Raw genomic sequence first — 22,468 nt, forward strand, 5'->3', positions numbered from 1 at the left:
GCCGTCGCCGAGGGCCGCGAGATCGCGGCGGTCGGTGACGGGTACTCCCCCGAGGTCGACTGGGCGCCGATCGCCGACGTGATCCTCCAGACCACGTCGGGCGGCCTCCGGGTGACCGACCGGACCTCCGTCTCGGTCGAGCGGACCGTGCCCGTCGACTTCTCCTGCGCGGGTCTCGTCTCCGACACCGGGCCGGAGTCAAGCCCCCTGGCGGGCACGGCCCTCGAGGTCGACGCCCTGCGCCGACGGGTGCACCTGGCCGCCCACCAGTGGGGCGTGATCGAGGCCGCACTCGAGCGCACCGCCGCGTACGCGAGCACCCGCCACCAGTTCGGCCGACCCATCGGGTCCTTCCAGGCGGTGGCCGCGAGACTGGCCGACGGGTCTATCGACGTGGACGCCGTGCGGCTGAGCACCCTGCGCGCGGCCTATGAACTCGACGCCTGTAGCGGGCTGCCCGGGGCGCCCGCCCACGCCGCGGTGGCGTCCGCCCACTTCTGGGCGTGCGACGCCGGACACCGCCTCGCCCACACCGCGGTCCACGTCCACGGAGGCGTCGGGCTGGACCGCTCCGAGCCCGCCCACCGCTTCTTCCTCGCGACCAAGGCCGGGGAATTCCGTCTGGGCGGGGCCACCCGGCAGCTGATCGACCTGGGCGGGGTGCTCGCCGAGCACGGCGACCCCTGGGAGTACTCGGCGTGACCGGGTCCGTGCGGACGATCGCGGACGTCGCGGCCGGACCGTACGCCTCGGTGGCCCGGGCGGTGCACGCTCTTCGCGGCGTCCGAGACCGCGGCATCTGGTCCGACGGCGAGCTGACCCCCTGGGCACAGGCGGTGGAGGCCGTGGGGGTGCGGATCGGGGCGCTGCGGGAGGTGCTCGGCTCGTCGTCGTCCGCGGCGCCGTCGTCGTCATCGTCGTCATCGACCGGTCCGCCTCCCCATGTCGGGCTCCTGATGTCCGGGACGCCCGAGTACCTCCACCTGCTCGGCGCGGCCGCGTGCTCGGAGATCGTCGTGGTGGGGCTCAACCCCACCCGCCGCGGCGCGGCCCTGGCGCGCGACGCCGCGCTCGCCGACTGCGCGCTCATCCTCACGGACGCCGAGCACGCGGGGTTGGTCGACGACATGGCTGTCGACATACCGGTGATCTCGGTGGACTCCCCCGAGTGGGCGGCGCTCCTGGCGCGTCACGCCGGTGTCGAGGCGCCGGACCCGTCCACCGTCCCGGCGGGTCCCGACGACCTGATCGCCCTGGTGTTCACCTCGGGCACCAGCGGCGACCCCAAGGCCGTGCGGATCACCCAGTCCAAGATCTCCGTTCCCGGGCGCATGCTGGCGGACCGGTTCGGGATCGGCCCGGAGGACTGCGTGTACAGCGCCATGCCGCTGTTCCACTCGAACGCCGTCATGGTGGCCTGGCCGATCGCCCTGTTCACGGGCTGCTCGATCGCACTGCGCCGCCGGTTCTCCGCCTCCCACTGGCTCGACGACGTCCGTCGCCACGGCTGCACCTTCGCCAACTACGTCGGCGCGCCGCTGTCCTACATCCTGGCCACGCCGGAGAGACCCGACGACGCCGAGAACCCGATGCGCGTGGTCTACGGCAACGAGGCGCCCGCGGAGGTGCGCCGGGAGTTCGCCCGCCGCTTCGGTGTGACCGTCGTGGACGGGTTCGGCTCGAGCGAGGGCGGGGTGTCCGTGTCCCGCACCCCGGACACCCCCGACTCCGCTCTCGGCCCGCTTCCGGCCGGCGTGTCGATCCTCGACCCCGAGACCGGTGCACCGTGTCCACGCGCCCGATTCGACGAGGCCGGCGTGTTGCTTAACGCCGACGAGGCGGTCGGCGAGATGGTCGCCGACGGGCCCGGCCTGTTCGCGGGGTACTACGGCGATCCCGCCGCCGACGCCGACCGCATGCGCGGGGGGCGGTTCCACTCCGGCGATCTGGCCTACGTCGACGACGACGGGTGGGTCTACTTCGCGGGACGGTCCGGCGGCTGGATGCGGGTCGACGGGGAGAACCTGGCCGCCGCACCCATCGAACGCGTCCTGCGACGCCACCCCGACGTCACCGAGGTGGGCGTGTACGCCGTCCCCGCGGGCGGGGTCCGCGGCCCGGGCACGATCGGCGACGCCGTGGCCGCCGCGGTCGTACTGCGGAACGGCGCGGACCCCGTCGGGATGGCCGCGCGCCTGGGGGAGTTCCTCGCCGACCAGTCCGACCTGGGCCCCAAGCAGTGGCCGTCACTGTTGCGGGTGACCGCCGCGCTGCCCCGCACCGCGAGCTTCAAGTTCAGGGCCCGCGACCTGACCGAACGGGGGACGGATCCCGCCGGGGATCTCGTCTGGTCGCGTGCGGACGGTCACAGGACGTTCACGCCGGCGTGAGGTGCCGGTAGGTTCTGCGTGTGAACTCCACACCGCGCCCGAGGGCCGACAGGGTCGATGAGGCCGACAGGGCCGACAGGGTCGACGATGTGCCCGGCGACGAGGACTTCGGCGTCCCCGCGCTGCCCGAGAAGCCGCTGCTGCGCGGGTGGATCCACGCCGGGACCCTCCCGGTGGCCGTGGTCCTCGGGGTGGTCCTGACCGTCCTGGCGGACGGCGCCGCTCTGAAGTGGGCGTGTGCGGTCTTCCTGGCCACCTCGTCGCTGCTCTTCGGGATCTCTGCCCTGTACCACCGCCGGACCTGGGGCCCGAGGGCCACCGCGCTCCTGCGTCGGTTGGACCACTCCAACATCTTCCTGCTCATCGCGGGCACCTACACGCCCATGACGGTCGCGGCGCTCGACCCCCCGGCCAGCACGATCCTCCTGGCCATCGTGTGGTCAGGTGCGCTGCTGGGTATCGCGTTCCGCCTGTTCTGGCTGTCGGCGCCCCGATGGCTGTACGTGGTGCTCTACATCGTCCTCGGGTGGACCGCGGTGTGGTTCGCGGGTGACCTCGTGGAGGCCAACCTCGTGGGGGTCGGCCTCGTCCTCGCCGGCGGTCTCGCCTACACCGGTGGGGCCGTGGTCTACGGTCTCAAGCGCCCGAACCCCGTCCCCGGGGTCTTCGGCTTCCACGAGGTCTTCCACTCCTTCACGGTCCTCGCCTTCGGCTGCCACTGGGCGGCGATGCTGCTGTTCATCACGCAGGCCTGAGCACACGACCACAGCCGCCCCCGTCGGAGAACTCTCGCGCGCACATCAGTGCAGGCACGAGTTCATGGACGGGGCGGCTGTGCGGGACGGGGGCGAAGCCCAGGGGTCAGTCCAGAGATCAGCCCGGTTCAGCTCCGGGGTCAGCCCAGGGTGCCGCGCAGGCGCTCCACCGCCGCCTCGTACTCTCTCGCGATCTGGGCCATCGTCTCGGCGACCGGGACGACACCCTCCAGGGAGCCGATGATCTGGCCCGCCGGCATGGCCACGACCGAGGGATCCTGCGCCTCCGAGATCCGCTGGTGCGCCTCGGCGACGAGGACGTTCTGCAGGGGCATCGGCAGCGGGCTCGGGGCGTCCTCGGCGGCCCACGCCTCGGTCCACTTGCTCTTGAGCAGTCGCGCGGGCTTGCCCGAGTAGATACGGGTCCGGACGGTGTCGGCACTGGTGGCGGCGACCAGCGCCTCCTGCATCGCCCTGGACCCACCGTCGTCGCCGTACTCGGCGGCGGTGAGCCACCGCGAGCCCATCCACGCCCCCTCGGCACCCATCCCGATCACGGCGGCGACCTGTGCGCCGCTGCCGATCCCGCCGGCCGCCAACACGGGGGCGCGGCCGTCGAGCGCGGCGACGATCTCCGGCACCAACACGAGCGTCGCGACCTCTCCGGTGTGGCCGCCGGCCTCGCCACCCTGGGCGATCACGATGTCGACGCCGTTGTCCACGTGCGCGAGCGCGTGCTTCTTGGCGCCGGCGAGCGCGGCGACCTTGATCCCGTTGGCGTGCGCGAGATCCACGATGTGCTTGGGCGGCGACCCGAGCGCGTTGGCGATGAGCACCGGGCGGTGCTTGAGCGACATCTCGACATGGGCCTCGGCGACCGAGTGCAGCCACCCCAGGACGCCGGCGTTGTGCTCGGCGTCGTCCCCGAGAGGCGGCACCCCCAGGTCGTCCAGAACCCGGGACACGAACGCCTTGTGCTCCTCGGGGATCATCGCGGCGATGTCGGAGGTGCTGCCCTCGGTGGGCACCTTGTTGGGCATGACGATGTCGACACCGTACGGCTTGCCGTCGGTGTTCTCGTCCATCCACGTGAGGACCTCGTCGAGCTCGGCCGCATCGTTGTAGCGGACGCACCCGAGGACGCCCATGCCGCCGGCGCGGGTCACCGCTGCGGCGACGGCCTTGGACGGGGTGAAGGCGAAGACGGGGTACTCGATCCCGAATGCCTCCGCGAGGGGGGTACGAATGCTCACTTGCTGATCTCCTGGCTGTCGTCTGCGGGGCGGGACGCGGCGATCTCCGCGGCCCATCGGTAGTCGGGTTTGCCGGCGGGATTGCGCTTGACCGAGGTCTCGACCCACAGCGCCCGCGGGCACTTGTAGCGGGCGATCTCGCGCCGGGCGTGTTCGTTGAGCTCCTCGATCGGCGGGCACTTGCCGTCCCGCGTGTGGAGGACGGCGGCGACCTTGTGCCCCATCCGCTCGTCGGGGATGCCGATCACGAGCGCGTCGTACACGTCGGGGTGCGTCTTGAGGGCGGCCTCGACCTCCTCGGGGTGGACCTTCTCCCCCCCGGTGTTGATGGAGACCGACCCCCGGCCGAGCATCGTCACGGTGCCGTCTGCCTCGACCCGGGCATCGTCACCGGGGATCGAGTAGCGCTTCCCGTTGTAGGTCTTGAACGTGGCGGCGGTCTTGACCTCGTCCTTGTAGTACCCCACCGGGATGTGCCCGGTACGGGCCACCTTGCCGATGACGTCGGATCCGGGTGGGACCTCGTTGCCGTCCGGGTCGAGGACCGTGGTCTCGCCGTCGATCTTCACGCGGGGCCCTCCGGTGTGGGTCTTGCCCTTCTCCGCCAGGGCGATCCCGGAGAAGCCCGTCTCGGAGGACCCGATCGAGTCCGAGAGCATGACGTTCGGGAAGGCGTCGATGAACTGGTCCTTGACCGCGGGCGAGAACAGGGCCGCGGAGGACCCGATGTAGAACAGTGACGAGGAGTCGTACTTCTCCGGGTCCCATTCCTCGATCAGGGGCCGCGCCATCGCGTCTCCCGTGATGAACATGAGATTGATCTTCTGTTCAGTGACGGTCCGCCAGACCGTCTCGGGGTCGAACTCCGGGATGAGCACACTGGTGTGGCCGGCGAACAGAGCCATGAGGATCGCCCACTGGGCGCCACCGTGGATGAGCGGGGGCAGGGCGGTGCGGACCAGCACGCCACCGTCGACCGCCTTGTTCGCGAGCTCCCACTCGTCGGCGACCCTCTCGCCGGTGAGGAAGTCGATGCCGCCGCCGAGGACCATGAACACGTCCTCCTGCCGCCACATCACGCCCTTGGGGGAACCCGTGGTGCCGCCCGTGTACAGCATGTAGATGTCGTCGTTCGACCGCTCGGGGAAGTCACGCTCGGGCGACTGTGATGCCAGCGCCTCGTCGTAGTGGGCGACGGTGACCCCGTCCGGGGTCTGCGGGTCGGGGGTGTCGGTGCCGTCCTCGATGACCACGCAGTGCCGCACCCCCGGCGTGTTGGGAAGGGCCTGGGCCAGCACCTCGGAGTAGCGGCGCTCGTGCACCACCACGACGGAGTCGGAGTTGTCGAGCAGGTACTCGAGCTCGGCGGGGACGTACCGGTAGTTGACGTTGACCATGACCGCGCGGATCTTGAAGATCGCGATCATGGCCTCGACGGCCTCGATGGTGTTGCGGCTGTACACGGCCACCTTGTCGTCCGGCCCGACGCCGACCGACCGCAGGTGGTGCGCGAGCCTGTTGGCCCTGGCCTCCAGTTCCCTGAAGGTGAACGACCGGCCCTCCTGGACCAGGACGACCCGGTCCGGGACGCGATCGACACTGTGCTCGACGAGATCTCCGATGGTGTACGCCATACACCCAAAGTAGAACGTGTTACCGTCGGCCGTGGGCGAAAGCCGTGAACCCGTGTAACTAAATTTTTGGAGGCCCGATGACCCGCGTCGAGACGCCCGAGGACCAGCACCTGCTCACCGAACGGCGGGGACACGTCCTCGTGGTGACCATGAACCGCCCCGAGGCCCGCAACGCCCTGTCCGGCCCGATGATGCGTGGCATGGAGGCGGCGTGGGATCTGGTGGACTCCGACCCGGACATCCGTGCGTGCATCCTCACCGGCGCGGGCGGGTACTTCTGCGCGGGTGCGGACCTCAAGGCCATGAACAAGGACGCGCCGGGCGACAAGTTCGCCGGTGGGGGCTGGGATCTCACCCGCCTGCCCGCGCTACTCAAGGGCCGCCGGTTGAGCAAACCCCTCATCGCCGCCGTCGAGGGCCCGGCGATCGCGGGGGGGACCGAGATCCTGCAGGGCACCGACATCCGGGTCGCCGGCCGGTCCGCCAAGTTCGGCGTCTCCGAGGCCCGCTGGGGCCTGTATCCCCTCGGCGGGTCCGCGGTCCGGCTCGTGCGCCAGATCCCCTACACCGTGGCCATGGAGGTCCTCATGACCGGCCGCCATCTCACCGCCGAGGAGGCGGAGCGGTTCGGGCTGATCGGCCACGTGGTCGAGGACGGTGGCGCACTGGACAAGGCTCTGGAGATCGCCGAGCTCATCGCCGCCAACGGCCCCCTGGCCGTGCAGGGGATGATCGAGACCATCCGCCGCACCGAGGGTATGCACGAGGAGGAGGCCTTCCGCATCGACGCCGAGGTGGGGGGCCGCGTCTTCGCCTCGTCCGACGCCAAGGAGGGCCCCCGTGCGTTCGCGGAGAAGCGCACGCCGGCGTTCCGAGGCGAGTGACCGCGGGCGCGGACCCGGTTACAGGCCCAGCCGGGTCCGCGCCCGGAGCGCCCCGAGGTACCCCGAGGCCAGCCGCTTCTTGGCCGCGGTGAACGGGGGCGTCATGAGCTCGGAGACGTTGACGCCGTAGGAGTGGATGGCCACGGCCCGCTCGTGGCTGAACGTCCGGAAGCCGTAGTGCCCGTGGTACCCGCCCATGCCCGAGTTGCCGACCCCGCCGAAGGGGATGGCCGGGGAGGCCATCCCGATGCCGAAATCGTTACCGTAGATGTTCCCCGAACGCGTGCGGTCGGCCACGATGTCGAAGCGACTGTTCTTCTCGCCGTACCAGTACAGGACCAGTGGGCTGGGCCGCTCGTTGATGTAGCGCACGGCCTCGTCGAGCCACCGGTAGCCGAAGACCGTGAGTACGGGCCCGAACACCTCGTCCGAGTCGATCTCCATCTCCGGCGTCACGCCGGTGAGCAGCGTGGGGGCGATCTTCCGGAGGGACGCGTCCGGCAACCGCTCCCCCACCGGGGCGGCGTCGCGCCGCACCGCGCCCTTGGCCACGGCGTCCTCGATCAGGCCGACGATGCGCTCGTAGTTGGAGGTGTTGACGATCGCGGTGTATTCGGGATTGCCCACGATGGCCGGCAGGGTGTGGCGCCACTGGTCCAGGACGGTCTCGCAGAAGTCGTCTACGGCGTCCTCCGGGACGAAGACGTAGTCCGGACACATGCACACCTGGCCACCGTTGATCATGCGGGAGGCCGCGATACCGCGCGCGGCCCGGTCGAGGTCGGCGCTGGTGTCCACCACCACGGGATTCTTGCCGCCGAGCTCGAGCGTCACCGGGGTGAGGTTCTCCGCGGCGTCCCTTGCGACGGACCTGCCGACCCCTGGGGACCCGGTGAAGAACAGGTGGTCGAAGGGCAGGACGGAGAAGTCCGAACCGCGCCCGTGCTCGGGTCCCGCGACGGCCAGTTCGTCGACGGCGAAGTACTCGGGGGCGCGGTCGCAGAGCACCTCTGTCGTGTGGGCGGTGACCGACGACGGCCGGATCATCACCCGGTTGCCGGCGGCGAGCGCCGACCCGGCCGGGACGATCGTCAGATAGAGGGGGAAGTTCCAGGGGCCGATGATCCCGACGACGCCCTTGGGATCATGGCGGACCTGCTGGGTGAACCCCGCCGCGTCGAGGGCCCGGGAGACCCGCGTCGGCTTCATCCACCGGGCGAGGTGGCCGCGCTGATGGTCCAGGTCCGGGATCGATGAGGCGATGTCGGTGATCGTGGAGAACGTCTCGGGTCGGCAGCCGTAGTCTTCCCGGATCGCCTCGGTGAACTCGGCCGCGTTGTCCAGCACGAGGCGCTTGAGCCGCTGGATCCGGTCCCGCCGGATCCCGGCGGCGGGCTGCGGGTCGGCGAGGAACGCCTGCTGCTGCCGCTCGAGGATCTGGGCGAGGGTGAGATCACGGGCCGTCGGGGTCCTGGTCATGCGTCCAGAGTAGGTGGCGGTAGGTGACCGACGCCATGGGTACGACGACGAGGGCGGCGGGTGCACCGAGGCGGGGCCGGCCAGTGCCACCGTCGACGAGGCCGTGCCGGCGACATACCGACTGCGGAGCCCCGCCGTCCGCAGACCGCGGGGCTCCGGGGACTCCTCGGTCAGGTCCCGAGCGAGCTCAGGGTCACGACTCCGCCACCGCCGTCGAGAGAACTCGTCAGCGAGCCCAGGCTGCCCGTCGCCGGCTCGGTCGGCTCGGGCTCCGGGTTCACAGTCTTCGGCGTGATGATCGCCTGGCGGGTGTCCTGCGAGGACAGGTAGACGCCGTGTCCGGAGAAGAGAGCGCGGATGGTGCGCTCTCCGTCGGTGGTCGGGTTCCAGGGCAGGCTCGCCGTCCCATCCGGCTGGACCGGAGCGGTGCCGATCAGCTCGTTGCCGTCGTAGAAACTGACTATCCCCCCGGCCATGCCCGCATCGACCGCGGCCCTGAGCATGATCTGCCGCCCTACCTGTGTCGTCGTGATCGGATCCAGCGTGGTCGTGGTCGCCACGTTGCTCGGATCGGCCGCGGCCACGGTGACGGGGATCGCCCCGTTCGACGGGGCCACGCCGCTGCGCCCGGAGAAGGTGGCATCGATCGTGCGTTCGCCACCCGCCGACGGAACCCAGTCGATGCTCGCGGTGCCGTCCGCTCCGACAGGCGCCGCGCCGATCTGGGAGCCCTCGTCGAGGAACACGACCTCGCCACCAGCCCCCGCCGGCGACACCGTCGCGGTGAGCCGGGTACTCAGTCCGACCTTCGGTGAGCCCACCGCCACGACTGTCACGGTGGAAGCGACGTTGCTCGGCGAGACGATAACGTCACGTACCTGCGACACAGAACCTCCGTGGGTGCCGGTCTGCGCGACACTGGCTCGGATCTGCTTGGCACCCGCGCCGGACGGCACCCACGGAAGCGTCGCCTGATTCGCCGAGACGGTGGCACTGCCGACATTCTGGCCGTCCACGGTGAAGACGACCTGACCACCATCGGGGACGCCGGAGGTCGTGACCCTCAGCGTGACCTGCTGGCCGACCTCCGGGTTGGTGGGCTGTGCCAGGAACACCGAGGTGCCCATTCGCCGGACGGTGATGGTCGGGCCGAGCGACATCGAACCCCGGTACTGCCCCGCGACAGAGGCGAACTCCGCACCCCCGGTCGGGACGCTACCGGCGCCACACAGCACTCGGTAATCCGTCTCCATCCAGAACCCCGGCCCGACGCCTGGCCCACTCCAGTTGGCGCGATTTCCCGAGAACGAGAACTGGCTGTTGGACTCCGTGATCAGAGCACCCCCGGATGCCTGCCCCCTGGTCGTCCCGGCAACCCGCTCGAAACAGGACGGCACGTCACTCCGGACCCCGTAGAGCAGATCGGCCAGCGACGTGCGCTGCACATTGGTCCGCACCGTCACCTGATCCCCGTAGGTCGGCGACGACTCACTCACCGTCCGGTCGATACGGAAACTCGACGCGAATGCGCCCGAGTACGTGGCGCTCGCCGATATCGGCTCCGCCGAGGCGGCACCGGCTCCGCCCACAATGAGAGAAGCAACGGCCGCCATCGCGGTCGCTCCGGCTACGCTCCGGGACGTCTTTCCGTTCCCCATGAACCCCTCCTGGTCTCGATGAACCCCCGTACACGGATCGACGCTGATCGCCGAAGACACGGTGCGCACGGTGTGACGTACGCAACACTAGTGAAGGCAACTTCAGGAATAAACACTCATCTGAACATGAGTCCATGTTTCCGAGCCGTCATGTCCGTGCCGTCCGTAGTGCGCCAATAGACGACAGCCCGCGCACCAACCAATTGAGCGCTTGTCAGATTCCGGCAGAGAGGACGCCGAGTAGTTTCGGCGGAGGATCTGAGCGCAGCAACGCCGCCCGCTCTGGATTCTGGCCAGAACCGCACCACTTCCGTGTCCACGGCCCGGGTCTCGACCGCATCGGTCACGTCGAGGACGCCATCCCGTACCTCACGTGTCGAGCCTTTCCGGCGTGCTCGACGCGCATCAGGCGCGTCCACGCCGGGCTGCCTACTTCGCGTCCGCCCAGTACGGGTCCTTGAGCGTGCGCTTGACCAACTTCCCGTTGGCCTGACGGGGCAGCTCCTGCACCACGTCGATCGACCGCGGCATCTTGAACTTGGCCAGTCGCCCGGAGAGGTCCTCGAGGATCTGGGCCTTGAGCTCGTCGGACTCGACGTATCCCTCGGCCAGCTCCACCACGGCCTTGACCTCCTCACCCCAGTCGGCGTGCGGGATGCCGAACACAGCCACGTCGCGGACCGCCTCGTGGCGGGTCATCTCCGACTCGATCTCGGCGGGATAGATGTTCACACCGCCTGAGATGATCATGTCGTTCTTGCGGTCGCACAGGAAGAGGTAGCCGTCGGAGTCCACGTAGCCGATGTCGCCCATGGTGAACAGCTCGCCCACATAGGTCTTGGCTGTCTTCTCCTCGTCCTGGTGGTACTCGAACTTGGACCCGTGCATCTGGAGATAGACATTGCCGGTCTCGCCGACGGGGAGCTCGTTGCCGTCGTCGTCGAGGATCTTCAGGGTGGTGGTCTTCCACGGCCGCCCCACACTCCCGGGCTTGCGCAGCCACTCCTCGCCCGTGATGGTGCAGCCGCCGCCCTCGGTGCCGGCGTAGTACTCGGTGAGGACGGGTCCCCACCAGTCCAGCATCGCCTGCTTGACGTGCTTCGGACACGGTGCGGCGCCGTGGACGATCGTCCGGAGGCTCGACACGTCGTACTTCGCCCTCACGTCCTCCGGCAGCTCGAGCAGGCGCGAGAACTGGGTCGGGACCATGTGGGACTGGGTCACCCCGTGGGCGTCGATGAGGCGCAGCATCTCCTCAGGGGCCCACTTGTCCATGAGGACCACCGTCTGACCCAGGTTGAGCGAGATCGCGACGAAGTTGAGTACCGCGGTGTGGTAGAGCGGCGAGCCGCAGATGTGGACGTTGTCCGGGCCCTGGATGCCGAAGCCGGCGAAGAAGAAGTAGTTGGGAACTGTCACCTGGTCGGGCGAGGCACCGGTCAGCGGCCTGCGGACACCCTTGGGGCGGCCGGTGGTGCCCGAGGTGTAGAGCATCGGGGCGCCGAGGGTGCGGTCCGACGGCAAGGGGTCCTCCCCTTCTGCCGGGACGGCGAGTTCGGACAGCGGGCGGAACCCGGGCACGTCGCCGATCGCGTAGCAGCGGGCGGGGTCGAGCCCGGCCTCCGTCGCGGCGACGGTGGCCACGTCGGCGAACCTCTCGTCGGCCACGAACACCGTCGAACCCGAGTTCTCGAGGATGTACGCGACCTCCGGCCCCGTCAGGTGCCAGTTGGCGGGAGCGACGTAGAGACCGATCTCGAGGGCGGCGAAGTAGACCTCGAGGAATCCGATGCCGTTCGGCGCCAGCAGGACGATCCCGTCCCCGGCCCCGAGACCCAGTGCGCGCAGTCCCCGGGCATGGCCGTGTGCGGCGTCCACGAGTTCGCCGAAGGTCACCTGACGGCCGGAGGCCTCGATCACCGCGACGCGGTCCGGCTCCGCCTGGGCGATCCGGTAGACGCTGGTGACGTGCTCGCCGGTCCGGGGGTCCGGGACTCCGGCGTCGGCGGGGACAGAGGGTGTGGGTGCGCTCATGACCACCAGACTAGAACGTGTTCCTGTTGGAGGTCCAGGGATTGACCCGGAGGACTATTCTCATCTCATGTCCGCAGACTCCTCCGGAGCCCGGGCGATCCGGGCCACCGACGACGACCGCACCGCGGTCATCACCGCGCTCGACTCCGCGCTGGCCAGCGGCCAACTCGACCAGTTCGAGCACTACGAGCGGGTGCGAACGGCCACGGCCGCACGCAACGTCGACGAGCTGCGCCCACTGTTCGCCGACCTCCAGGGAGTGAGGGTCCGGCTGCACGGCGACGCGGGTCCGATCCCCGCGGAGTCGTTCACGAGAGGCGTGACCACGCAGTGGTCCCCGCCGACGGGACCCGGGCGTCGACCCTGGGGTGTCCTCGCGGGGGCGCTCGTGGTGGCCGCACTGATGACCGGGGCGTTCCTGGCGTTCTCCGCCTCCGAGGACCCGGACCCCGTCGGGCGGGAGGCGACGGCCGCGGACCGCCCGGCCCGAGACGGACAGGGAGAGGGGCGCGTCTTCGACAATCCCGCCCCCCTGTCCCCCGAGGGCCTCGAGCGGATCTTCTCGAGCGCCGGTCGGGCGTCGGGGTCGGAGCTGGCCACGAGCCTGGTGGTGCACCCGGAGCACGCGGTGCTGTCCTGGACCGACCCGGAGCACCCCAGCCGGACACTGCGGCAGATCTACCGCGGCGGTTGGTCCGGGTGGGCAGACAGCCCCAGCACGCGCGAGGGGTCGTTCCGGCTGGCCGACCTCGATGCCGCCGTGATCGCGCCGGTCGTCGCAGGAGCCGCCGAGAGCCTCGGGATCGCAGGGGAGACCGACGCCTTCCTCAACGTCGCCGCGGACGACGCCGGCCGACCGAGCTACACCGTCCACGTGCGCAACGACGTCCACCAGAGCGGGTTCCTCGTGGTGGATCACGCCGGCGAGCCGGTGCGCATCATGCCGCCCGGCTGACAGACCGGATCAGTCGATCAGCCGGCTCAGTGACTCGATCTCCTCGACCGAGCGGGCCGTCACCACGAGCATGGTCACGCCCGCGGCCTCCCATTCGGCGATCTGGGAGCGCACCGAGTCCTCGTCGCCGATGATCGCGGTGGCCTCGACCATCTCGTCGGGCACCGCCGCCGCGGCCTCCTCCTTGCGACCGGAGCGGAACAGCTCGGTGATGCGGTCGACGTCGTCCGCGAAACCCATCCGACGGAACGCCTCGGCGTGGAAGTTCTTCTCCTCGGCGCCCATGCCCCCGGCGTAGAGCGCGGTGAACGGCTTGTAGGCGTCGAGCACCGAGCGCCGATCCTGCGTTATGTGGAGTTGACACAGGAACGCCACCTCGAAGTCCTCCCGGGTACGCCGGGCCCCGGGACGGGCGAATCCCTCGTCGAGCCAGGCGTTGAACTCGTGGGCGGTCCGCGGCGAGGCCAGGAACCCCAGCCATCCGTCGGCGATCTCGGCCGCGAGCGCGACGTTCTTGGGCCCCTCGGCGCCCAGCCAGATGGGCACGTCCTCGCGCAGGGGGTGGAGGATCGACTTGAGCGGCTTGCCCAGGCCGGAGGCGCCGGGGCCCTGGTACGGCAGCGCGTAGGCAGGGCCGTCGGAGGTGACGGGAGCCTCGCGGCGGAGCACCGCACGGATGATGTCGATGTACTCCCGCGTCCGGGCCAACGGTTTGGCGAAGGGCTGCCCGTACCAGCCCTCGACCACCTGCGGGCCGGAGACACCCAGGCCCAGACAGAAGCGACCGCCGGAGAGGTGGTCCAGGGTCATGGTGCTCATCGCGGTGGCCGTGGGCGTCCGGGCGGACAGCTGCACCACCGCCGTGGACAGGCGGATGCGGTCGGTGAGCGAGCCGTACCAGGCCAGCGGGGTGAACGCGTCCGAGCCCCAGGCCTCGGCGGTGAAGACGGTGTCGAACCCCGCCCTGTCCGCCGCCACCACGAGGTCGGCGTGATTGGTGGGCGGCTGGGCGCCCCAGTATCCGAGCTGCAAGGCGAATTTCATGGGCCCCAGTGTGACCCACGCCGCCGCGGCGCGGGGCGGGCCCGCGAAAAGCCACACGCCCCGCACTGGAACGTGTTCTACTTGTGGGGTGACATCCAGAGAGATCGTTGTCGACATCATCCCGCCCGACGAGCCCGTGCTCTCGGCACCGCTCGCCCCGTCCTTCGACTACACCCGGTCGACCGGACCGGTCCTCGGCGCGTTCTTCACCGGCCTGCGTGAGGGCCGCCTCGTGGGGACACGCGACTCCCGCGGCGCGGTCCACGTGCCGCCCGTGGAGTTCGACCCCGTCACCCACGAGGCCCTGACGGACCTCGTCGAGGTGGGCTCGGGGACCGGGATCGAGGGCGTCGTCGTCGTCTGGACCTGGGTTCCCGAGCCCGCGGACGTCGCCCCGCTCGACTCACCCTTCGCGTGGGCCCTGGTCCGGTTCGACGGCGCCGACACCGCCATCCTGCTGCCCCTCGCCGCCGAGGGCCCCGAGGCCGTGCACTCGGGGATGCGCGTGCGTCTGCAGTGGTCCGCCGAGCGGACCGGGACCATCCACGACATCGCGTGCGTGGTCCCCGCGGACGCGGCGGGCGGCACAGGCCCGGGCGACGACGAGCTGGGGCAGTCCTCCGGGGACGAGGCGGTCTCCATGCTCATCACGCCGATCGGACTCTCGGTGACCCACACCGCCTCGCCCGCGGAGAGCGAGTTCCTCAGGGCGATCGTGCAGGGCCGGATGCTCGGGCGTCGACGCTCCAACGGGCCCGAGGTGTACGTTCCGCCGCGGGACTACTGCCCCTCGGACGGGGTGGCGATGGGTGAGTACGTGGAGGTTTCCGACGTCGGGACCGTCACCACGTTCGGCATCGTCAACGTGCCGTTCGCGGGACAGGAGATCACGCCCCCGTACGTCACCGCGTACATCCTCCTCGACGGGTCGGACGTCCCGATCCAGCACCTGGTGCTGGGCTGCGAGGCCTCGGAGGTGCGCATGGGAATGCGCGTGCGCGCGATCTGGACCCCGGAGGATGACCGCCCCGCCTCGATGAAGGCCATCACGCACTTCGAGCCGACCGGCGATCCCGACGCCGACCCCGACACCTACGCCCATCATCTGTAGAGGACACCCGTGACCCCCACCGCACCCCGGGACGTGGCCGTCGTCGGTTTCGCCCACGCCCGACACACAGAGTCCACCTTCGGCACCACCAACGGCGTGGAGATGCTCGCGCCCGTCTTCGCCGAGTGCTACCGCCAGACGGGTCTGGACCGGACCGACATCGACTTCTGGTGCTCCGGCTCCTGCGACTACCTGGCCGGGCGCGCCTTCTCCTTCATCTCCGCCGTCGACACCATCGGCGCGGTGCCCCCCATCAGCGAATCGCACGTGGAGATGGACGCCGCCTGGGCGTTCTTCGAGGCATACCTCAAGATCGCCACGGGACAGGCCGACACCGCGCTGGTCTACGGGTTCGGCAAGGCCTCGGCGAGCACGGACCTCGACTCGGCAATGGCACTGCAGCTCGACCCGTACACGGTCGCGCCCCTCTGGCCGGGTCGGCACCACATGGCCGCACTGCAGGCCCGCGCGGGGATCGACGCCGGCACGTGGTCGGAGGGTGCGATGGCCTCGGTCGCCGCCCGCGCCACCGGCAGGGACGAACGTGAGCTGCTCGCCGAGCCGTACGTGGCCGACCCGTTGCGCCGCCACGACTGCCCGCCGGTCACCGACGGCGCCGGCGCGATAATCCTCGCCTCCGGCGACCGGGCACGCGAGCTGGTCGACACCCCGGCCTACGTCACGGGGATCGAGCACATCGCCGACTCCGCCGAGTTCGGCGCCCGCGATCTCACCGACTCCCCCTCGGCCCGCGCCGCCGCCGTGCGCGCCACCCGGGCATCCGGAGAGCGGCCCGATCTCGGGGGAGTGACCGTCGCCGAACTGCACACCCAGTACACGCACCAGGAACTGCTCCTGCGTTCCGCGCTGGGCATCGGCGACGACGTGGCCGTGACACCGTCCGGCGGATCGTTGCTGGCGGACCCGCTGTTCTCCGCCGGGCTCGAGCGCATCGGGTACGCCGCCAACGACGTCATGGAGGGCCGCACCGAACGCGCCCTCGCCCACGCCACCAGCGGACATCTGCTTCAGCAGAACCTCATCTGCCTCCTGGAAGGACGCCCCGCATGAGCGCCCACAGCTCTGGTCTCCCCGCGGCCGTTCTCGGCACCGGCCAGACCCACCACGTCGCCCGTCGCACGGACGTCTCCATGTCCGGCCTCTGCCGCGAGGCGATCGACGCCGCCATGACCGACGCCGGCGTGGGATGGGACGAGATCGACGCGGTGGTCGTGGGCAAGGCCCCCGACCTGTTCGAGGGCGTCATGATGCCCGAGCTCATGATGGCCGACGCGCTCGGCGCGGTCGGCAAACCGCTCCTCCGCGTCCACACCGCCGGCTCCGTCGGTGGTTCCACGGCCGTGGTGGCCGCGTCGCACATCCAGTCCGGCCGTTACCGACGAGTCCTGGCCGTAGCGTGGGAGAAGCAGTCCGAATCCAACGCCATGTGGGCCCTGAGCCTGCCCGTGCCGTTCACCGCCCCCGTCGGCGCGGGAGCCGGCGGGTATTTCGCCCCCCACGTGCGGTCCTACATCCGCACCACCGGCGCCCCGGAGCACGTCGGCGCGATGGTGGCGGTGAAGGACCGCCTCAACGGGTCCATCAACCCCCACGCCCACCTCAAGCAGCCCGACCTCACCGTGGACAAGGTGCTGCAGGGGCAGATGCTGTGGGACCCCATCCGTTTCGACGAGACCTGTCCGTCGTCCGACGGCGCGTGCGCGATCGTCCTCGGCGACGCCGAGGCCGCCGAGGAGGTCGAGTCCACCGGCCGCCGTGTCGCGTGGGTGCACGCCACCGCGTTGCGCACCGAGCCCGGGACTTTCGCCGGCCGTGACTACGCCAACCCGCAGGCCAGTCGCGACGCCGCGGCGGCCCTGTGGGCCGAGGCCGGGATCACCGACCCGGCCGAGGAGATCGACGCCGCCGAGATCTACGTCCCGTTCTCGTGGTTCGAGCCCATGTGGTTGGAGAGCCTCGGGTTCGCGGCCCCGGGCGAAGGCTGGCGCATGACCGAGTCCGGCGCCACCGCCCGCGACGGGTCGCTGCCCGTCAACCCCTCCGGCGGGGTGATGTGCTCCAATCCCATCGGTGCGTCCGGCATGCTGCGCTTCGCCGAGGCCGCCCGGCAGGTCATGGGCCGCGCTGAGGAGCACCAGATCCCGGGGGCGCGCAAGGCCCTCGGCCACGCCTACGGTGGCGGGTCCCAGTTCTTCTCCATGTGGGTCGTCGGATCGGAACGCAGGCGATGAGCAACCCCTACCTGGACGCCGGCGGCATGTACCGGCCGCTCGAGATGAGCGAGGCGGCGTTGGCGAGCCCCGCCTACGCCGCCGCGCGCCGTTCGTGGGCCGCGACCAACGCCGGCGACCGCGACGCCTGGATCGCCGGGTGGAACCCCGAGGGCACCATCGAGGATCCCGTGGGGCCGTCGATGTTCGACGCCGAGGGCATCGGTCACACCGGCACCCAGCGGCTCCTGGAGTTCTGGGAGAAGGCCGTGGCCACCCCGGACCACATCGAGTTCCGGTTCGACCGCGGGATCGCCGCGGGCGACGAACTCCTCTGCGTCGGCACCATGCGGACCCACATGGGCTCCAGCGTCATGGAGATCGACATCGCCGTGGACTACCGCGTCGACTCCCAGGGGCGGCTCGTGAACCTCCGCGCCTTCTGGGAACAGGACGTGGCCATGGCCTCAGGGCTACGACCGCTGACCGACGACGACCGCGCGGCCATCGCCGGTGCCGTCACGAAGGGCGGCTGACATGAGCCGTGTAGTGGACGCCGAGTTCTCCGTTCCCATCTCCTTCTCCCCCGTCGACCAGATCATGGACATCGCCCGAGGGGCCGAAGCCGCCGGTTTCGACCGGATCGTCCTGCCCGACTCACTGTTCCACCCGCGACGGCAGGACGAGGACTACCCGTACACCCCGGACGGCTCCCGCATGTGGGACGCCAGCACCCAGTGGGTCGAGCCCCTCGTCGCCTCCGCCGCGATGGGCGGGGCCACCTCCCGCATCCGCTTCTGCCCGCAGGTGCTCAAGGTCGGACCGCGCAATCCGCTGCTGCTCACCAGGCAGGTGGCATCGGTGGCGCTGCTGACGGGGAACCGGCTGGACCTCGGCGTGGGGATCGGCTGGGACCCCAACGAGTTCGAGTGGTGCGGGGCGCCGTTCAAGGGCCGCGGCAAGCGCACCGACGAATCGCTGGCGATCATGCGCGAGGCCCTGCGGGGTGAGTGGATGGAGTTCCACGGCGAGCATTTCGACTTCGACGAGCTGATCTTCACCCCCGCCCCCAGCCAGCAGGTGCCGTTCTACGTCGGCGGTCACACCGAGATCGCGCTCAAGCGGGCCGCGAGGGTGGGCCAGGGCTGGACCAGCGCCATGATGGGCTATGACGAGATCGTCACCACCGTCCGGCGGCTGGGTGAACTCCTCGAGGCCGACGGCCGCTCACTGGCCGACCGGGGAGACGGCTCGCCCTTCGCGATCCAGGTGGTCTGCCTGGACCGCTTCGGCACCCGGGGCTTCACGGAACTGGTCGAGGCCGGGGTCACCGACATCATCGTGATGCCGTGGATGATCGACGGCCACGGGTTCGACTGCTCCACCGAACAGAAGCTCGACTCCATCGCGGCCTTCGGCGAGAAGTACGGACTCAGCGACTGAGATCGATGTCGCGGAGGCACGCGAGGATCTCGCGGTGGGTGTCCTCCGTGGCCTCCAGGTGCATGAGATGCCCCGCCGGCGCGGAGATCGCCCGGACCATGCGTACGTCGTCGTGATGTCGCCCGAGCCTGGAGAGCGGATCCCGTCCGTGGAACCCCTCGAGATCGGGGTCGTGCTCGGAGTAGAGGAAGTAGAACGGCACCGGGTTGGTCTGTCGCTCGAACTCCTTCCGCGCGGACCAGGACGCGTCCATCGCCCGATACCACTGCAGCGGGCCGGCGAACCCCGTGCGGGCGTACTCGGCTTCGTAGACGTCCATCTCCTCGACCGAGAACCACGGCCACGGCAGTGGCGGCGCCTCGGGCAGCGCCTCGAGATAGGTCGACCCCGGGGGGTGCTGCCACACATCGAGGTAGTGGTAGTCCGCCGACAGTGCGTAGAAGACCCTGGTGAGGAACTCCCGCTCGCGACCGGCGAGATCGGCCTCGGCCACTCCCGGCCGCGAGAAGTAGTGGAGGTGCAGGAAGTGCTTCTCGGCCATCATCGCCGAGCCCTCCAGCGGCGGGACCGAGCCGGCGGTACCCATGAACGGGTTCTCCATCCCGATCACCGCCCGCACCCGCCCGGGTTCCAGATGGCAGGTGTCGTACGCGACGCCCGCCCCGAAGTCGAAGCCCACCAGCACGATCCGGTCGGCCCCCTCGGCGTCGCACACCGCGAGGACGTCGTCGACCACCTCGCGCGGCGAGTAGGCCTCCACGTCGGCGGGCGCGTCCGACCGCCCCATGCCCCGCAGGTCCGGTGCGATGACCCGCCACCCCGCGGCGGCGAGCACCGGGATCATGCGGTGCCAGGTGAACCAGAAGTGCGGGAAGCCGTGGAGGAGGACCACCGTGCCCGGGCGGCCGTCCGCGGGGGCGGGCTCGGCGACGACGTAGTGGAGCCGAACGCCGTCGCGGTCGACGTGGCGATGGTCTCGCACGGAGCCGGACATCAGGACGACGAGCCCCGGGTCAGCGCATGACCGGGCATTTGTAGTCGACCGTCCACTCGGTGATGCCGTTGAGCCAACCCGATCGGATGCGGGAGGGCTCGCCGAGCGCCTCCAGGTTCGGGAGGTGATCGGCGATGGCGTTGAAGATCAGTTCGATCTGCAGCCGGGCCAGGTTCGCCCCGATGCAGTAGTGCGGGCCGTTCCCGCCGAAACTCAGGTGCGGGTTGGGGTCGCGCAGGATGTTGAACGAGAAGGGGTCGGTGAACACGTCCTCGTCGAAGTTCGCCGAGCCGTACATGATGGCGGCGCGATCACCCTTCCTCATGGTCACGCCCCCGATCTCGACGTCCTCGGTGGCGGTGCGCTGGAACGACGTGATCGGCGAGGCCCAGCGGAGGATCTCGTCGTAGGCGGTCGCGGGACGCTCTGCCTTGAACAGCTCCCACTGATCGGGGTTGTCGAGGAACGCGACCATCCCGTGCGTGGTGGCGTTGCGGGTGGTCTCGTTGCCGGCGACGGCCAACAGCACCACGAACCAGCCGAACTCGTCGGGGGTGAGCCGTTCGCCGTCGATGTCGGCCTGGATGAGCTTGGTCACCAGGTCGTCTCGCGGATCGACCTCACGCTTGGCCGCGAGCTCCTGCGCGTACGACAGGACCATGGCATTGGCCATCTGCGACTCCTCGACCTTGCCGGGGACGTCATAGCTGGTCATCTGGTTGGACCACTCGAAGATCTGGTGGCGGTCCTCCAGCGGGATGCCGATGAGCTCGGCGATCGCCTGCAGCGGCAGTTCGGAGGCGACCTCGGTGATGAAGTCGCCGCTGCCCTTGGCCGCAGCGGTCTCGACGATGACCCGCGCCTTCTCGGCGAGGTGGTCGCGGAGCTTCTCGATGTTGCGGGGGGTGAAACCCTTGGAGATGGTGCGCCGGTACTTCCTGTGCTCCTCGCCGTCCTGGTTGATGAACAACAGGCGGGTCAGTTCGACGATCTCGCGCTCGGTGCCCGGTGCGAAGCGCGGGATCGCGGTGTTCTCGAACGTGGAGAACACCTCGTTGGTGCGGCGGGAGATCTCCTTGACGTCCTCGTGCTTGGTGACCACCCAGTAGCCGTCGTCGTCGAACCCGTCGGCTCCGGGCTCGTTGGCGCACCACCGGATCGGCTCGGTCCGACGGAGGTGGGCCCACTCGGGATGCGGTAGGCGCTTCTCGTAGAGCTCCGGATCCGTGAAGTCGAAACCCTCGGGGATGGTTACTGCCTGCACTTGGTACTCCTTGACCGCGTCGGATGCGTCTCGTGCTCGGCGACCGACGACCCCGGGATACTGCGAACCCGGGACCCGAGCGGTAATCTAGAACACGTTCCACCCACCATACTAGAACACGTTCCTCTCGGGCGCCCGATTCACTGTGCCCGTTCTTCCGGAAGGACCACCATGGGCAATCCCGTCATCGTCGAGGCCGTTCGTACCCCGATCGGCAAGGCGCGCGGCGCACTGTCGGGCCTGCACCCCGCACACCTGTTGGGGGCGTCCCAGAAAGAGGTCATCCGGCGCGCCGGGATCGACGCGTCGCTGGTGGAGCAGGTCGTCGGCGGGTGCGTCACACAGGCCGGCGCCCAGGGCAACAACGTCACCCGCGGCGCCTGGCTCGCCTCCGGACTGCCGTGGCAGACCGCGTGCACGACCATCGACTGCCAGTGTTCGTCGGCGCAGCAGGCCAACCACTTCATCGCCAACCTCATCCACGCCGGGGCGATGGACGTCGGCATCGCCTGCGGCGTCGAGTCGATGAGCTGGATCGCGCTCCGCGCGGCTGTCGGCGACGGCTCCAACGGCATGCCCCGGCCCGACGACTGGCAGATCGACCTGCCCGACCAGTTCACCGCCGCCGACCGGATCGCGCAGCGGCGCGGATTGAGCCGGGCGGACCTGGAGGAGCTGGGCGTGCGGTCCCAGGCCAACGCCAAGCGCGCGTGGGAGGAGGGCCGCTTCGACCGCGAGACCTTCGGCGTCGACGCCCCCGAACGCCTGAGGGACGGAACCTATACCGGCGAGACGGTGACCGTCACCCGGGACCAGGGCCTGCGTGAGACCACCGCGGAGGCGCTCGCCGGCCTGAAGCCGGTACTCGAGGGCGGCCTGCACACCGCCGGCACCTCCAGCCAGATGTCGGACGGATCTGCCGCGGTGCTACTCATGGACGAGGACGTCGCAAAGGCACACGGGCTCCGGCCCCGCGCCCGGATCGTCCACCAGGCACTGGTCGGAGGCGAGCCCGAGTACCACCTCGACGGCCCCGTCCAGGCCACCCAGCGCGTGCTCGACCGCTCGGGCATGTCCATCGCCGACTTCGATCTCTTCGAATGCAACGAGGCCTTCGCCTCGGTGCTGCTCAGCTGGGCCGCCGTGCACGGTCCGGACATGGACAAGGTCAACGTCAACGGGGGCGCCATCGCGATCGGACATCCTGTGGGGAGCACCGGGTCTAGGCTCATCACGACCGCCCTGCACGAGCTCGAGCGAACGGACGGCGAACGCGCCCTCATCACGATGTGCGCGGGCGGCGCCCAGGCCTCGGCGAGCATCATCGAGAGGATCTGAC

General features: G+C 70.1%; 19 protein-coding genes. 11 read left to right on the forward strand and 8 right to left on the reverse strand.

Going from position 1 to position 22,468, the window contains the following annotated elements; genetic code table 11:
- The 3 genes from IY392_RS07295 to IY392_RS07305 form a co-directional block, all read left to right on the forward strand.
- Window positions 1-702: acyl-CoA dehydrogenase family protein (locus IY392_RS07295; RefSeq protein ID WP_228549145.1), on the forward strand; the 702-nt coding region annotated here is incomplete at its 5' end.
- Window positions 699-2,390, forward strand: coding sequence for an AMP-binding protein (locus IY392_RS07300; protein ID WP_194860872.1), 1,692 nt, complete (start codon window positions 699-701; stop codon window positions 2,388-2,390). The genes IY392_RS07295 and IY392_RS07300, both read left to right, overlap by 4 nt.
- Before the next feature lie 20 nt (window positions 2,391-2,410).
- Window positions 2,411-3,145, forward strand: a complete 735-nt coding sequence (locus IY392_RS07305; protein ID WP_194860873.1) for a hemolysin III family protein — start codon at window positions 2,411-2,413, stop codon at window positions 3,143-3,145.
- A 140-nt stretch (window positions 3,146-3,285) separates the two neighbouring features.
- Here the strand turns inward: IY392_RS07305 and IY392_RS07310 are convergent, their stop codons facing one another.
- On the reverse strand, window positions 3,286-4,392 hold the full coding sequence (locus IY392_RS07310) for a nitronate monooxygenase family protein (protein WP_182613559.1): 1,107 nt from the start codon (window positions 4,390-4,392) through the stop codon (window positions 3,286-3,288).
- Between the two features lie 2 nt (window positions 4,393-4,394).
- Window positions 4,395-6,032 (reverse strand): acyl-CoA synthetase, encoded by a 1,638-nt coding sequence (locus IY392_RS07315; protein WP_182613554.1) that lies wholly within the window; start codon window positions 6,030-6,032, stop codon window positions 4,395-4,397.
- 77 nt (window positions 6,033-6,109) lie between these two features.
- Between IY392_RS07315 and IY392_RS07320 the strand changes: the two genes are divergently transcribed.
- Window positions 6,110-6,916, forward strand: coding sequence for a crotonase/enoyl-CoA hydratase family protein (locus IY392_RS07320; RefSeq protein ID WP_182613553.1), 807 nt, complete (start codon window positions 6,110-6,112; stop codon window positions 6,914-6,916).
- Between the two features lie 18 nt (window positions 6,917-6,934).
- Here the strand turns inward: IY392_RS07320 and IY392_RS07325 are convergent, their stop codons facing one another.
- From IY392_RS07325 to IY392_RS07335, 3 genes are all read right to left on the reverse strand, one after another.
- Window positions 6,935-8,395, reverse strand: coding sequence for an aldehyde dehydrogenase family protein (locus tag IY392_RS07325; protein ID WP_194860874.1), 1,461 nt, complete (start codon window positions 8,393-8,395; stop codon window positions 6,935-6,937).
- A gap of 170 nt (window positions 8,396-8,565) precedes the next feature.
- Window positions 8,566-9,891, reverse strand: coding sequence for an Ig-like domain-containing protein (locus IY392_RS07330; RefSeq protein ID WP_182613552.1), 1,326 nt, complete (start codon window positions 9,889-9,891; stop codon window positions 8,566-8,568).
- 591 nt (window positions 9,892-10,482) lie between these two features.
- Window positions 10,483-12,087 (reverse strand): acyl-CoA synthetase, encoded by a 1,605-nt coding sequence (locus IY392_RS07335; RefSeq protein WP_182613551.1) that lies wholly within the window; start codon window positions 12,085-12,087, stop codon window positions 10,483-10,485.
- Window positions 12,088-12,154: 67 nt separating this feature from the next.
- Here IY392_RS07335 and IY392_RS07340 point away from each other — a divergent pair, with 67 nt between their 5' ends.
- The gene (locus IY392_RS07340) at window positions 12,155-13,042 is read left to right on the forward strand and encodes a DUF1707 domain-containing protein (protein WP_194860875.1); all 888 of its coding nucleotides are present in this window, start codon (window positions 12,155-12,157) and stop codon (window positions 13,040-13,042) included.
- 9 nt (window positions 13,043-13,051) lie between these two features.
- Here the strand turns inward: IY392_RS07340 and IY392_RS07345 are convergent, their stop codons facing one another.
- Window positions 13,052-14,086 (reverse strand): LLM class F420-dependent oxidoreductase, encoded by a 1,035-nt coding sequence (locus tag IY392_RS07345; RefSeq protein WP_182613549.1) that lies wholly within the window; start codon window positions 14,084-14,086, stop codon window positions 13,052-13,054.
- Between the two features lie 88 nt (window positions 14,087-14,174).
- Between IY392_RS07345 and IY392_RS07350 the strand changes: the two genes are divergently transcribed.
- From IY392_RS07350 to IY392_RS07370, 5 genes are read left to right on the forward strand one after another with little or no spacing between them, the layout of a single operon-like run.
- A complete protein-coding gene (locus tag IY392_RS07350; RefSeq protein WP_309230167.1) occupies window positions 14,175-15,197 on the forward strand; it encodes an OB-fold domain-containing protein in 1,023 nt (340 codons plus the stop codon).
- A 9-nt stretch (window positions 15,198-15,206) separates the two neighbouring features.
- Window positions 15,207-16,268, forward strand: coding sequence for a thiolase domain-containing protein (locus IY392_RS07355; protein WP_182613548.1), 1,062 nt, complete (start codon window positions 15,207-15,209; stop codon window positions 16,266-16,268).
- The gene (locus IY392_RS07360; RefSeq protein ID WP_194860876.1) at window positions 16,265-17,449 is read left to right on the forward strand and encodes a thiolase domain-containing protein; all 1,185 of its coding nucleotides are present in this window, start codon (window positions 16,265-16,267) and stop codon (window positions 17,447-17,449) included. The genes IY392_RS07355 and IY392_RS07360 overlap by 4 nt, the downstream gene beginning before the upstream one ends.
- A complete protein-coding gene (locus tag IY392_RS07365; protein ID WP_194860877.1) occupies window positions 17,446-17,964 on the forward strand; it encodes a nuclear transport factor 2 family protein in 519 nt (172 codons plus the stop codon). The genes IY392_RS07360 and IY392_RS07365 overlap by 4 nt, the downstream gene beginning before the upstream one ends.
- A gap of 1 nt (window position 17,965) precedes the next feature.
- Complete coding sequence (locus tag IY392_RS07370) at window positions 17,966-18,871, forward strand: TIGR03619 family F420-dependent LLM class oxidoreductase (protein ID WP_182613545.1); 906 nt, start codon at window positions 17,966-17,968, stop codon at window positions 18,869-18,871.
- Here IY392_RS07370 and IY392_RS07375 read toward each other — a convergent pair.
- Both IY392_RS07375 and IY392_RS07380 read right to left on the reverse strand, forming a co-directional pair.
- Window positions 18,861-19,865, reverse strand: a complete 1,005-nt coding sequence (locus IY392_RS07375) for an alpha/beta hydrolase (RefSeq protein ID WP_194305682.1) — start codon at window positions 19,863-19,865, stop codon at window positions 18,861-18,863. The two genes, IY392_RS07370 and IY392_RS07375, sit on opposite strands and share 11 nt — an antisense overlap.
- Before the next feature lie 19 nt (window positions 19,866-19,884).
- Window positions 19,885-21,129, reverse strand: coding sequence for a cytochrome P450 (locus IY392_RS07380; protein WP_194860878.1), 1,245 nt, complete (start codon window positions 21,127-21,129; stop codon window positions 19,885-19,887).
- Between the two features lie 171 nt (window positions 21,130-21,300).
- Between IY392_RS07380 and IY392_RS07385 the strand changes: the two genes are divergently transcribed.
- Window positions 21,301-22,467: a steroid 3-ketoacyl-CoA thiolase gene (locus IY392_RS07385; RefSeq protein WP_194860879.1), complete on the forward strand. Its 1,167-nt coding sequence runs from the start codon at window positions 21,301-21,303 to the stop codon at window positions 22,465-22,467.
- Window position 22,468: the final 1 nt, after the last annotated feature.

The organism is Dietzia sp. SYD-A1 (assembly GCF_015356725.1).
Lineage (GTDB): Bacteria > Actinomycetota > Actinomycetes > Mycobacteriales > Mycobacteriaceae > Dietzia.

Excerpts from the sequence above, each read along its gene's own strand:
- IY392_RS07375 (WP_194305682.1), bottom strand. The coding sequence starts at position 19,865 with ATGTCCGGCTCCGTGCGAGACCATCGCCACGTCGACCGCGACGGCGTT.
- IY392_RS07325 (WP_194860874.1), bottom strand. The coding sequence starts at position 8,395 with ATGACCAGGACCCCGACGGCCCGTGATCTCACCCTCGCCCAGATCCTC.
- IY392_RS07370 (WP_182613545.1), top strand. The coding sequence starts at position 17,966 with ATGAGCCGTGTAGTGGACGCCGAGTTCTCCGTTCCCATCTCCTTCTCC.
- IY392_RS07385 (WP_194860879.1), top strand. The coding sequence starts at position 21,301 with ATGGGCAATCCCGTCATCGTCGAGGCCGTTCGTACCCCGATCGGCAAG.
- IY392_RS07320 (WP_182613553.1), top strand. The coding sequence starts at position 6,110 with ATGACCCGCGTCGAGACGCCCGAGGACCAGCACCTGCTCACCGAACGG.
- IY392_RS07315 (WP_182613554.1), bottom strand. The coding sequence starts at position 6,032 with ATGGCGTACACCATCGGAGATCTCGTCGAGCACAGTGTCGATCGCGTC.
- IY392_RS07365 (WP_194860877.1), top strand. The coding sequence starts at position 17,446 with ATGAGCAACCCCTACCTGGACGCCGGCGGCATGTACCGGCCGCTCGAG.
- IY392_RS07335 (WP_182613551.1), bottom strand. The coding sequence starts at position 12,087 with ATGAGCGCACCCACACCCTCTGTCCCCGCCGACGCCGGAGTCCCGGAC.
- IY392_RS07360 (WP_194860876.1), top strand. The coding sequence starts at position 16,265 with ATGAGCGCCCACAGCTCTGGTCTCCCCGCGGCCGTTCTCGGCACCGGC.
- IY392_RS07340 (WP_194860875.1), top strand. The coding sequence starts at position 12,155 with ATGTCCGCAGACTCCTCCGGAGCCCGGGCGATCCGGGCCACCGACGAC.
- IY392_RS07345 (WP_182613549.1), bottom strand. The coding sequence starts at position 14,086 with ATGAAATTCGCCTTGCAGCTCGGATACTGGGGCGCCCAGCCGCCCACC.